This is a genomic window from Kineosporia rhizophila, assembly GCF_021277265.1.
Lineage (GTDB): Bacteria > Actinomycetota > Actinomycetes > Actinomycetales > Kineosporiaceae > Kineosporia > Kineosporia rhizophila.
The window spans coordinates 17492-30659 of record NZ_JAJSOH010000041.1 but is presented as its reverse complement, the minus strand read 5'-3'; the positions used below and the strand labels follow the sequence as shown (position 1 = coordinate 30659).

7 protein-coding genes are annotated in these 13168 nt (G+C 69.9%); 5 read left to right on the top strand and 2 right to left on the bottom strand.

The window, feature by feature from the left end:
* Positions 1-83: 83 nt before the first annotated feature.
* Entirely contained in the window at positions 84-2132 is a 2049-nt protein-coding gene (locus tag LWF15_RS32980) for a glycoside hydrolase family 36 protein (RefSeq protein ID WP_232814915.1), read from the bottom strand.
* 66 nt (positions 2133-2198) lie between these two features.
* The gene (locus LWF15_RS32975; protein ID WP_232814914.1) at positions 2199-3296 is read right to left on the bottom strand and encodes a LacI family DNA-binding transcriptional regulator; all 1098 of its coding nucleotides are present in this window, start codon (positions 3294-3296) and stop codon (positions 2199-2201) included.
* Between the two features lie 279 nt (positions 3297-3575).
* Here LWF15_RS32975 and LWF15_RS32970 point away from each other — a divergent pair, with 279 nt between their 5' ends.
* From LWF15_RS32970 to LWF15_RS32950, 5 genes are all read left to right on the top strand, one after another.
* Positions 3576-4967 (top strand): ABC transporter substrate-binding protein, encoded by a 1392-nt coding sequence (locus LWF15_RS32970; RefSeq protein ID WP_232814913.1) that lies wholly within the window; start codon positions 3576-3578, stop codon positions 4965-4967.
* A 76-nt stretch (positions 4968-5043) separates the two neighbouring features.
* On the top strand, positions 5044-5994 hold the full coding sequence (locus LWF15_RS32965) for a carbohydrate ABC transporter permease (protein WP_232814912.1): 951 nt from the start codon (positions 5044-5046) through the stop codon (positions 5992-5994).
* The gene (locus LWF15_RS32960) at positions 5994-6929 is read left to right on the top strand and encodes a carbohydrate ABC transporter permease (protein ID WP_232814911.1); all 936 of its coding nucleotides are present in this window, start codon (positions 5994-5996) and stop codon (positions 6927-6929) included. Before LWF15_RS32965 ends, LWF15_RS32960 begins: the two co-directional genes overlap by 1 nt.
* Positions 6930-6970: 41 nt before the next feature.
* On the top strand, positions 6971-10576 hold the full coding sequence (locus LWF15_RS37985) for a sugar-binding protein (RefSeq protein WP_232814910.1): 3606 nt from the start codon (positions 6971-6973) through the stop codon (positions 10574-10576).
* Positions 10573-13158, top strand: coding sequence for an alpha-L-rhamnosidase (locus tag LWF15_RS32950; RefSeq protein ID WP_232814909.1), 2586 nt, complete (start codon positions 10573-10575; stop codon positions 13156-13158). Before LWF15_RS37985 ends, LWF15_RS32950 begins: the two co-directional genes overlap by 4 nt.
* Positions 13159-13168 lie beyond the last annotated feature (10 nt).

Genomic DNA, 13168 nt, shown 5'->3' with positions numbered 1-13168 from the left:
CCTCGACCGGGGACGTTCGGTTCCCCGAGTCTGTGGGGCCGGCCCGTGAAGGCATCTGATGCTGGCTCCTTCGCGGGCTTCGGTCACGGAGTGGAGTACCCGGCTCGCTCGGTGCGGAAGACCGCCGCGGCCGGTCCCGCCGGCACCGTGACCACCGCATGATCCTCGGCCGCGGTGGTGTGCCATGCGGCACCGGAGGGGAAGATCTGCGTGAGTGCACCGACGTGCGGCAGCGCGAGATGGGCGCCCTCGGTTCCCCTCGACCACACGCAGAACACCGCTGAACCGTCCTTCTGCCGCAGACCCAGGCACAGGATGTCGTCGCCCCACCCCGGCATGCCGATCGGCCAAAACGGAGTGGCGGTCGCGAGGTCGCCGCGCAGGGTCTTCGCCGTCGCGACGGCCTCGTGTACCCGGGCCAAGGCGTCGGCACTCAGCTCGTTCAGGAAGCCGGCGAGGTAGAACCGGCCGGCCAGCCCCGAGACGAGCGTGACGTCGAGCTCGCCCTCACTCATGGCCGCGGCGGGGTAGGCCCAGTTCCCTGCCTGCTCGGGAAGGATCGTGGCCGGCGCCGCTGCGGCGATCGCGGCGTACCGCAGAGCATCCTGCTGGTCGCTCGTGGACTGCAGGTGGGTCACGGCGAGCAGGTGGTAGTCGCTGCGCATCGCACCCGAGGCGCAGTTCTCGATCAGCAGCTGCGGATGCCGTCGCTGGAGCGCGACGAGCCAGTCCCGCAGTGCTCTCGTGTGCGCGAGCAGCCCGTGCCCCGGCGCGAGGCCGCCGACGTCGGTGCCCGAGCCCGGCTCGATGTTGTAGTCAAGCTTGAGGTACTCAATGCCGAACGTGGCGACGAGGTGGTCGACGGCGGCGTCGAGGTGGGCCACCGCGGCTGGATGCCGCAGGTCAAGGTGCCGCCGTCGCTGCTCCACCACCGCCGCGCCGTACCTCTGGAAGAAGGCCTCGGCGGGCAGGGCGCCGGCGACGGGGGAGTCGAGGCCGACCGATTCGGGCTCGATCCACAGGCCTGGCCGCATCCCGGCGTCCCGGATCGCCGCGATCACACGTCCGAGTCCTCCGCCGAAGCGGGTCGGCGCCTCACGCCATTCCCCCACCTCGCTCCAGTAGTCGCTGCTGTCAGTGAACCAGCCCGCGTCGATGCAGAAGTACTCCGCACCGGCCTCGCCAGCCGCGGCGATCAGCGGGAGCAGACGTTCCGTGCTCGGCTGTCCCATGAGCGTGTTCATGTAGTCGTTGTAAACGACGGGCAGCGACCGCTCGATGTCGCGCACCTCGCGCAGGCCGCGCCGGTGCCGCGTGAGCGCCGCGAACGCGCCGTCACGGCCGCCGTCCGAGACCACGAGCCCCGCCGCGACCGTCTCGAAAGAGTCTCCCGGCCGCAGCCGCACCGCGGCCTGGTGCTCGCGCTCCGTGGGCCCACCGGCGCTCAGGACCACCCCTCCGTCACCGCGCGAGAGCGACCACTGCCAGCCCGCCGAGCTCTCGATCTGCCAGCCGACGCTCACGGCGTCCGCCGTCGAGAGGACCGCGACGGGGAGCACGCTGCCGGTCGGCCAGCCGCCCGCGCTGCTCTGCCCGAACCCCGTGCGATCGGGCTGGGCGACGGCAGCGAAGCCGAGCTCCGGCAGGAGATCCGCGACCGCGTCCTCACGCCACCGTCCCTCGCCGAGCCATTCGCTGCGCCCGGAGGTGAGAGTCAGCTGCGCCGGCTCGGCGGCTGTGGTGACGGAGAGCGTGGGGGCGGCGAAGACGACGACATCCTCGGACCCGTCGTTGCGTAGCTCGTGGCTCACGCGCAGGCCGCCGTCGTCGAGGGTCAGGCGCGTGCGCACCGAGAGGCCGGTGACCTGGTCGGTCTGGGTCACGACGGCCGCCGCGCTGCTCTTCTCCACCGCGGTCGGGCGCAGTCGCGCGCCGACCGTGGTACCCCGGTACCCGAGCGTCATGCGCTCATGGCGTTCGGCCGCCGTGAGCACCTCGACGAGCGGATGCGGGCGTACCGCCTCGGCGCCGTGGAGCGTGAGCGAGCGCAGCTCGGCGGGCGCGTCACCGGATGTGCCGAGCACGGCCTGCAGCGCGCCGCGGCTCAGGACCACCTCGACGGGGACGCTCACTGGTGCACCATCTTCGTTTCGGACCCGCGGAGCGGGAGTGTCGAGGCATCCATGGCGCAGTCTCCTTCAGGGGTGCGGGCGCTCGGCGTCGAGGGTTCCGAGCGAGCGGGGCCGCTCGAGCGTGGGGGTGCCTGCGGCGTCGGCGGCGTCGGCGGCGTCTCCGACGGTCGAGGCGCGGACGATCAGCTCGGGGTCGACGATCTGCTGGCGCGAGTCGAAGGTGCGCACGGGTTCGCCGAGCTCCGAGAGGAGCAGGTCGTACGCGGTCTCGCCGATCGCCTCGCCCGGGGTGCTGATCGTGGAGAGCGGGATCGCGGAGACGGCGGCGATCTCGTCGCCGTCGAAGCCGATCACGGCCACGTCGCGGGGAACGTCGATGCCGAACGAGGTGAGCCCCCGTACGACGCCCAGGCCGACCATGTCGTTGACCGCGAAGACCGCGTCGGGGAGCCGGTCGCGCTGCGAGGCCATCTCGACGCCGGCCGCGAAGCCCGCGTTCATGTTGCGGTTGTCGGCGCGTAGCACCGTGAGGCTCGCGCCCGAGACCTCCTGCACCGCGCGGCTCGCCCCGTCGAAGCGCTCGCTGACCTGTTTGACGCTGAACGGACCGCCGACGAACGCCAGACGGCGACGGCCGATGTCCAGGAGGTGCCAGGCGGCGAGGTAGCCGCCCGCCGAGTCCGCCGCTGACACCGATGCCTGATCCGCCACGGTCGCGCGACGGCCGGTGATGACGCTCGGCGTGCCCCGTCGGCGCATCTCGGCCAGACGCGGCTCGATCTCGTCCAGCGTCGCGATGATCAGGCCCGAGACGCGCTTGCGCTCGAACAGCTCGAGGTACTCCAGCTGGCGCGAGGCCGACCCCGCGGAGTTGCCGATCATGACGGTGCGCCCGGTCTCGGCCGCACGGCGCTCGATCGCGTCGGCGATCACGCCGGAGAACGGGTTGGTGAACTCGAACGCCACGTACCCGATCGTGCGGGTGTCCCCGGAGCTGATCTTGCGCGCCGCGTCGCTGGGCACGAACCCGAGTTCGTCGATCGCGCGGGCGATCCGCTCCCGCGTCGCCGGGGACAGGATCTCCGGTCGGTTCAGGTAGTTCGACACGGTCGACCGGGAGACCTGCGCCGCCTCGGCGACATCGGTGATGGCTACGCGCTTCATCGCTCCAGTCTCTTTCGTCCTCACCTGCGAGCGGGCGGGCGGCCATCGAAATTGGAGTGGTCCAATCCCATCAGCCCCGGTCCCTCTTCGTCAGGATGACACTAACTATGCAGGTAAGGGGACCTTGACGCAATGGCGGGCTCTTGTCCAGATTGATCCTTGTTGAACCGATCCAATTGAAGTACGTTCGCCACCGAACCGCACTCTGCCGGAGGTCTGCGCCCGAAGATCCGTGACCCCCGACGACGCGGAATGACGTTTCTACAAAGGGGTACGAACATGTCACGACACCCGCGCCGCGCAGCCGTCGGGCTGATCGCCGCGATGACCACATCCGCACTCCTGCTCACCGGCTGCAGCGGCTCGAGCGGGGACGCCGCCGGCGGCGAGGTCACGCTCACCGTCGGCGGTAAGCCGCAGGCCACCGACCAGGCCGCCCTTGCGCTCTGGGACCAGAAGGTCGAGCAGTTCGAGAAGGAGAATCCCGACGTCACGATCGAGGGCAGCGAGGTCGTGTACGACCCGCAGACCTTCGCCGCGCAGCTCGCCGGTGGCACGCTGCCGGTCGTCATGGGCGTGCCCGTGACCGAGATCCAGTCGCTCATCAACCGTGAGCAGCTCAAGGACGTCAGCTCGTACTACGACTCCGAGGACGTACTGAAGGAGCTCAACGAGTCGGTGACCGCGAACCTGCAGGGCCCGGACGGCGCGTACTACGGCATCCCCGTCTCGGCGTTCACGCTGGCGGTCCTCGTCAACCGCGAGGTGTTCGAGCAGGCCGGACTAGACCCCGACCAGACCCTCGAGAGCTGGGAGGACATCGCCGCCGCCGCGTCCACGATCACCGAGAAGACGGATGCCGCCGGCCTCGGCCAGCTGACGACGACGAACCAGGGTGGATGGACCCTGACCGCGATCAGTGCCGCATTCGGCGGCCTGGTCGAGGAGGCGAGCGGCGAGGAGACGACCACGAACCTGGACAACGACGCGACGAAGGCCGCGCTCGAGTACCTGTCGGACCTGCGCTGGAACAAGGACGTGCTGGGCAGCAACTTCCTGCTCGACTTCGACTCCGCCGGCCCCGCGTTCGCCACGGGGGAGTACGGCATGCTCGTGGGCGCCTCCGAGTGGTACAACCCGCTGGTACGCAACTTCGGGATGGCTCCCGAGTCGTACGGCCTGTTCCCGCTCCCGCAGAAGGACGGCGGTCTCGGTTCGCTGGGCGGCGGTTCGGTGTCGGTCATCCGCGCCGACGCCAGCGATGCCGAGACGGCGGCCGGCGTGGCCTGGACCAACTTCTACTACCTCGACCGGTTCTCCGACCTCGACTTCGCAGCCGAAGAGGCCGCGGGCATGGCGAAGGACGGCGGCACGGTGCCGCGCGTCGGACTCCCGCTGGTCGCTCCGGAGACGTACACGGCCTACCTCGAGGCCATCAAGCCGAGCATCAACGTCCCGCTCGAGAACCTCGAGACGTACTACTCGGCCACCGAGTCGCCCGACTTCGCGGTCGTGACGGAGCCGCGCACGGAGGCGCAGCAGATCTACGGTCTGCTCGACACCGCGCTCCAGGCCGTGTTCACCGACGAGAACGCCGACATCGACGCGCTTCTCGCCGAGGCCCAGAGCCAGGCCGAGACCATCGTCGCCGACGCGCAGCCGCAGTCCTGACCGAGCGGGGGCGTCAGGACGCCCCCGCTCTGGCCGTCCTCATCGTCCTCACGCCGTTTCCGACGAAGGAGCCCGCATGGCCTCCGTTACGTCCCCGCCTCTCGTCCCACCCGGGGCGGCCGGCGAGGAGTCCGTCCCGCCGCCGACCCGGCGTCGGCGTCCGCTCCTGCGACGGGGCGGGCTCAGCACGATGCTCATCCTGCTGCCCGCCGTGGTGCTGTTCGCGCTCTTCTCGTGGTGGCCGATCCTGCGCGGGCTCGTCATCGCCTTCCAGAAGACGAACTTCATCACGACCAGCTGGGTCGGCATCGAGAACTTCGAGCGCGTGCTGGCCGACCCGCTGCTCGGTCAGGCCCTCGAGAACACGGCCCTCTACGCGGGTCTCGCCCTCGTGGTCGGCTTCCCCGTCCCGATCTTCCTCGCCGTCCTGCTCGCCGAGATGCGCCGCTCACGTCGCATCGCGAGCTTCCTGGTGTTCCTGCCCACCGTGATCCCGCCGGTTGTGTCGATCCTGCTGTGGCAGGTGTTCTACGACCCCGGCGCCAGCGGCCTCTTCAACTCGATCCTTGCGACCGTGGGCATCGGACCGCTCCCGTGGCTGCAGTCCCCCTCGAGCGCGATGCTGTCGATCGTGCTTGTCGCCACCTGGGGCGCGGCCGGATCGACCACGATCATCTACCTCGCGACGATCCTGTCGATCGACTCGCAGCTGTACGAGGCGGCCGAGATCGACGGCGCCGGCATCCTCCGCCGCATCTGGCACATCACCCTGCCGCAGCTGCGCGGCACGATTCTCCTGCTCCTTCTCCTGCAGCTGATCGGCACGTTCCAGGTGTTCACCGAGCCGTTCCTGCTCACCGGCGGCGGGCCGAACAACAGCACCGTGACGCTGCTCATGCTCATCTACCGCTACGCGTTCGTCTTCGGCAACTTCGGCCAGGCCGCGGCCCTGAGCCTCATGCTCGCCGCCGCCCTCAGCGTCTTTGCCGCGATCTACCTGTGGCTGTCCCGGAAATGGAGCAAGTGATGGCCCTCAGCGGATGGACCCGCACCCCGACCTCCGTCGCCGGCTCTGCCCGGCGGCGCTCGGGCGGCCGCTCGCTCGAGCGCTCGAACATCTCCGACTCCGACCTCTCCCGCGCGAGCACCCGCTTCACCTTCCGCGTCGTGGTCGGGGTGGTCCTGGCCCTGCTCGTCCTCGTCGCGGCCGGGCCGCTGCTGTGGCTCGCGAAGTCCGCGGTCTCGACCACGCAGGACATTCTCCGCACCCCGTTCGCCCTGTGGCCCGCGGGCATCCAGTGGCACAACCTCGCTGACGCGTGGAACCAGATCCAGATCGGCCGGTTCACCACCAACTCGCTCCTGATCACGGGCGGCGAGGTGATCGTGGCCGTGTTCTCGGCCGTGACGCTCGGCTACGTGCTGGCCATCCTGCGCCCGAGGTACGGGCCGGTCCTCAACGCCGCGATCATGGCGACCCTGTTCATTCCCGGGGTGATCTCGCTGGTCCCGCTGTACCTCACCGTGATCGACCTCGGGCTCCTCGACAGCTACGCGGCGCTGTGGCTCACCAACGGCGTCAGTGCTTTCAACGTGCTGATCATGAAGCAGTACTTCCAGACCATCCCGTCCGAGCTGTTCGAGGCGGCGACGGTCGACGGCGCAGGTCCGCTGCGCATCCTGTGGTCGATCGTGCTGCCGTTGGCGCGTCCGATCATCGGCGTGGTCGCCCTCCTGGCGTTCATCGCGTCGTGGAAGGACTTCCTGTGGCCGCTCCTGGCCCTGCCCTCGCCCGACAAGCAGCCGCTGTCGGTGGGACTCGCGACGGTCGCGCCTCAGGCCGATCTCGCCATGCTCATGGCCGGCATGTTCATCGCCGTCCTCATCCCGATCGCGGTGTTCGCGATCTTCCAGAAGCAATTCCTGACGGGCGCCGGATCCGCCGGCGCTCTGAAGGGCTGAGCGTTTCCTGCCCGTCCCACCTCGGATCAAAGGAGATCTCTGTGCGCTTCCGCCGCCATCGCGTCGCCGGCATAGCCGTCGCGGCCGCCGTCATGCTCGCCACGGGTCTGCTCGTCGCAAGCCCGGCTCAAGCCGCCGAGCCCCTCACGATCGAGGGTGAGAACCCCACGGCCACAACCATGGTGCCCGGCGCCGCTGCGCAGACCGGGGCCAGCGGAGGTTCGTCACTGCGGCTCTACACCGCGGCGGAGGCCCCCGAAGGCGGATACACCGCCACCTACGAGGTCGAGGTCGACGACGCCTCCCTGTACCGGCTCGACGCGACGACGATCCCGACCGGGGTGGAATGGGCGTCACCCTTCCGGGTGCGGGCGAACGACGGAGCCTGGCGCGAGAGCCGTGACGCCCGGCAGCTTTCGGTGGTCACGAACGAGCTGCGTCGCTACGAGCTGGGCACCCTCGCCCTCGACGCCGGCGTCAACACGATCGAGTTCCAGGTCAACGAGCGCCGGGTGTCTCCGAACACGAACTACACGCTGTTCCTCGACACGTTCACCCTCACGCCGGTCGAGATGACCCTCGACTCAGTGACGGCCCCCGATCGCTTCGGCGTCTTCGAACAGGGCCAGAGCGTCACGCTCGCAGCCGCGCTCAACGGCGAGGCGCCGGGCCCCGTGCCGGTCACCTGGAGCGTCACGGACTATGAAGGGGCCGTCGTGGCCGAGGGCGAGGCCACGACGGAGACCGGCGAGTCCGCCGCATCCATCGACCTCGGCGCCGCGCTCGACACCGGGGCGTACCGGGTGTCTGCGCGGATCACGGGGTCGCAGACCGGCGTCGAGGGCGCGTTCGCCGTTCTGCCCGCGGCATCGTCCCGACCCGCGCTCGACGACAGCCCTTTCGCGGTCGACGTCTACGGTTCGAAGCTCATCGCGACCGACGACGCCGAGGCCTTCGCGCATGTCCTGTCGCTGACCGGCGTCGACTGGATCCGCGATCGGCAGCGCTGGAACGACGTCATCAATCCTGAGCGGGGCAGCTTCGATTTCTCGGGTGAGCAGCAGCCGTGGAACTGGCTGCAGGCAGCGGATGACGCCGGGCTGAAAACCCTCTCCTCGTTCCACGACGGGCCGTCCTGGACGCGAACCGAGAAGCGGGAGCTCCCGCAGGACCTGCGCGACATGTACGACTTCGCCTTCGCAGCCGGGGAGCACTACGACGGAATTGTGGACGCGTGGCAGCTGTGGAATGAGCAGAACCGCAAGTTCGCGCACGAATCGGAGGGCGCCGACCGCTACGCCGCCGTCATGAAGGCCGCGGCCCTCGGCTTCCTCGACTCGGGGACGGACGCGCTCCTCGTGAACGGCGGTCTCGCCGGCGTCGACCCGCACTACGCGCAGTGGCAGTTCCGCAACGGCATCCTCGACTACCTCGACGCCTACGCCTACCACACGCACACGACCGTGAACTCCTCGGCGTCGATCAACGCGCACCCGGACTTCTCGTCGCAGCTCGACGCCGCACAGCCGTACGGAGGCGACGGCAAGGGCCGATGGGTCACCGAGAGCGGCATCGCGCTCAACAACGTCGACGTGAACAAGCTGCCGACCGCCGCGCAGGAGAGCCTGCAGGCGCGCTACATCGTGAGCTCAGCGGCCGAGTCGCTCGCCCAGGGCTCGACCAAGCAGTTCTTCTTCATCGCCGCGCCGTACCGCGAAGGTGCCTCGTACTGGAGCATGTACCGCAGCCCCGACGAGCCGATGGCGGCGCTCGCGGCGCAGTCGGTCATGACCCGCGAACTCGGCAAGGGCCGATATGCGGGACGGCTGACCGGCCTCCCGAAGGGCGTCTCGGCCTACGTCTTCGACACCGGCTCGGGTCCGGCCGCCGTGCTCTGGGCGCCCACCGACACCGAGGTCACGGTCCCCGTCGAAGGCGAAGCCGCGCTCGTCGACCTCATGGGGCGCGACGCCGACCTCAAGGTCTCCGGCGCCACCGCGGCGTTCACCGTCGGCCCCGATCCTGTCTACCTGTCCGCGGCCGAGTTTCCCGATCTCACTGCCGCCCCGGCGCCCGCTGTCCCCGCCGACCCGATCGACGCCGAGGACTTCACCGCGGCCGAACGCGTCGTGATCCAGCCCGTGTTCGACGCTGAGACCTCGAAAGACTCCCAGCTGTACGGATACGGACTCGACAGCACGGCCACCACCACGGTCACGGCCGAGGTCTACAACTTCAACGACACCGACGTGAGCGCCGAGGTCGCCGCCACCGCCCAGGGCGGCTGGCAGGTCGCAGGCGCAGCGCAGCAGGTCACGATCCCCGCCGGCGGCAAGACCGACGTACCGTTCGAGATCACCGCAGGCAACGACCTCCAGCAGACGATCGCCGATCTCACGATCGAGGCGAGCGTCGACGGTAAGACCTCGTCTCCGGCGGTCGCCGAGCTGCGCCCGCGGGCGTCGTCGCTGACGCTCGAGCACGCGATCGACGGTGCCGACGACGTGGTGAAGGCCGAGTACACGAACACGACGGATGCCGCCCAGCACGTCTCCGAGGCATCCTGGACCTTCGGCGAAGACACCGAGACGCTCGAGGTCGACCTGGACGTCGCACCCGGGGCCACGGTCTCGCTCCTGTCGGGCCCGGCGCCCGCAGGCGTCGGCGAGGTGACCTACACAGCAGCTCTCACGATCGACGGCGCCGCAGCAGACGTGTCGGCGTCAGGCACGCTCTCGGCCCCGCCCTGGCTCGACGTCCCCCGGGTGCCGAAGCGCACCATCGAGATCGACGGCGTGCGCGACGACCTCGACGCACTGCCGTCAACCACGCTCAGGGCACCCGGCGTCAGGGACGCGAGTCTCGCCGCCAAGACCTGGTTCACGTGGGACGACGACAACCTCTACCTGACGGCCGAGGTCGCCGACGACATCCACATCCAGCCCTTCACGGGGAACGCGACCTGGCAGGCCGACGGACTCCAGTTCGCCGTCGCCCCGAACTGGCCCGGCGAGAGAGACCTGCGCCCTGAGATCCAGGAGCGCATCGAGTTCGGCTTCGCCCTGACTCCGGAAGGCCCCCAGCTGTACCGCTACGCCTCAGGGTCCGTCGCCGGCCACCTCACCTCGGCGGATGTCGCAGCCGTGCGTGACGCGACGACCAAGACGACCGTCTACGAGGCCGCGGTCCCGTGGTCGCTGCTCGAGCCGATCGGGATATCGCCGGCCTCCGCCGCCTCCCTGTCGATCGTCGCGAACGACACCGACGGCGACGGCACCCGCGGATGGGTCCAGTGGGGCGGCGGGATCACCACGGCGAAGGACAGCGAACTGTTCGAACCGGTGATCTTCGCGGCCGATGCCAACAACGCCGTCGCAAGCTCCGCGAACGTGCGCGCTCAGTGCTGGGGCGACGGGCCGGCGCTGGCGACCCACGCCTGGAACGACGCCGCGACCCCGGTCGACGTGCGCTTCTCAACCTCGCTCGGCGACCACGTCGTGCACGATCTCGCCGCAAAGAAGGGCGGTTACCACGCCTTCCGTCCAGATGGCGCCTCGGTCCCGGCCTGGGAATCACTCACGGTCGTGGCCGGCGACGCTGGCACGCGGGCGTTCGCGAACAACGGAAAGAAAGTGACCTGCGAGTGATCGAGCCGTACCGTCTGCGCGTCGATGCCCGCGCCGAACCACGAGAGGTCGACGCCCCCAACCCCGAACTGTCCTGGGCGCTGCGCAGCGACGAACAGGGCGCGATCCCGGCCTCCCACCGGGTGACCGTGCGCCCCGCCGCCGACGCGCACGCCCTGTGGGACAGCGGGGTACGCGAGGGCGACTCCACCGGGCTGCGCTACGACGGCCCGAAGCTCACCCCCGAGACGTCGTACGTCTGGAGCGTCGAGGTCGAGGACCGACAGGGCGCACGCTGCTCAGCGGAGTCCACCTTCGAGACCGGCGTCTGCGACTGGTCAGGGGTCGTGTGGATCGGCCGCGACCCCGAGCCGAACGGCGCGATCGACGCGACCGATCGCGACAGCGACACCCCCGTACGTCCGACGCTGCGCACGAACGACCTGAGCCCGCCCCTGCAACTGCGCCGCGCGTTCACGACCTCGGCCGCGCCGGCGCGCGCCCGGCTCACCGTGACCGCGCGCGGTCTCGTGGTGCCGTACATCAACGGGGCCAGGGTCGGCGACGATGAACTCCTGCCCGGCTGGACCGATTACCGCACCCGCATCCAGTACCGCACTTTCGACGTCACCGACCTCGTGCACGCCGGGGAAAACGTGCTCGCGGCAGAGGTCGGCGAAGGATGGTGGTCGGGTTTCGTGGGCTTCGACCACCGCCACCACGCCCACCACTACGGCACGGCACCCCAACTGCTCGCGCGCCTCGTGATCGACGATCCCGACGGCGAACGCACCGTCCTCGGCACCGACGAGTCGTGGCGCGAGCACGACGGCAGACGGCGCTGGGCCGATCTGCTGATGGGCGAGTACATCGACAGCACACACGGCACACCGGGCTGGACCGGTCGCGGATTCGACGACTTGAAATGGCGCGCGGCGCGCGTGCTCGACCCCGATCCCGGTCCGCTGATCGGTCAGCGCGACGAGCCCGTACGCGTGGTCGACGAGCTCGCCCCCGTCGCCATCGACCGCACCGCGAACCGCACGATCATCGACTTCGGGCAGAACCTCGTAGGCCGCCTGCGTCTTCCGGCAAGCCCGAACCATCCGCTCACCGTGCGCCACGGCGAGGTGCTTGACGCGCACGGAGAGCTCTACACCGACAACCTGCGCTCCGCCGAGGCCACGGACCACCTGCGCTCCAGCACCCCGACGGAGCCGGTGTTCACGTTCCACGGCTTCCGGTACGCCGAGCTGAGCGGCGCCGACGTCGACCCGATGCAGGTGCGCGCCGCCGTGCTCTCGAGCGACGTCGAGTGGACGGGCGAGGTCACCACCTCCTCGCCCTTCCTCAACCGGCTGATCGAGAACATCCGCTGGGGCCAGCTGGGCAACTTCGTCTCGGTGCCGACGGACTGCCCGCAACGCGACGAACGGCTCGGCTGGACCGCCGACGTGCAGGTGTTCGCCCCGACGGCCACGCTGAACGCCGACCTGCAGGCCCTGCTGCGGCGCTGGCTCGACGACCTCGTGTCGGCGCAGCTACCCAACGGGTCGGTGCCCGACGTCATCCCCCGTTCCCCCGGCACGACCCTGTTCGACTACGGCGCCCCCGGCTGGGGCGATGCGATCGTGCTCGTCCCCTGGACCCTGTACCGCGCCTACGGTGACATCGACGTGCTGCGGGCGATGTTCGAGCCGATGCGGCGCTGGCTCGACTACGTGGCGGAGCGCAACCCCGACGGTCTCTGGCGCTCGCGACGCGGCAACGACTACGGCGACTGGCTGTCCGTCGACGAGCACACGCCCAAGGAAGTGGTCGCCACGGCGTACCACGCGCACGCCACCGCGACGGCGGCCCGCATCGCCCAGGTCTTGGAAGAACACGAGGCGGCCCGGGAGCTCCACACCCGCGCCGCGCTGATCCGGGCCGCGTTCGTCGAGGCGTTCCTCGGCGAGGACGGACGCGTGCACGGCGACTCGCAGACCGCGTACCTGATGAGCCTGGCGTGGGACCTCGCCCCGGAAGATCGCCGCCCGGCGCTCTTCGCCCGCCTCGTCGACAAGATCGAGCAGCGCGGCGCACGCCTCACGACCGGTTTTCACGGCGTGGCACTGCTGTGCCCGACGCTCGCTCGATTCGGCCGCCCTGATCTGGCCTACGACCTGCTGTTCCAGCGGGAGTTCCCGTCATGGGGGTTCTCGATCGACAACGGCGCCACGACGATCTGGGAGCGCTGGGACGGCTGGACCCCGGACGGCGGCTTCCAGACGCCGGAAATGAACTCCTTCAACCACTACTCGCTCGGGTCGGTGGGCCAGTGGATCTACTCGGATGTCGCGGGCATCGCGCAGGCCGACGACTCAGTGGGCTTCCGACGCGTCATCATCGCGCCGTCGATCGACCCGCGGTTGGAGTGGGTGAACGGCCGGCTGCAGGCCCCGCACGGGGAGATCACGACGCGCTGGGTGCGCGAGGGCGATGAGATCGTGCTCACGGTCACGCTTCCGCCAGGGACGACGGGGATCGCCCGCCTCGGAGCGCGCGACGCCGAGCTCTGCGCGGGAACGACCGTACTGCGCGCGCTCGCCACCGAGGTGTGACGGGACTGCC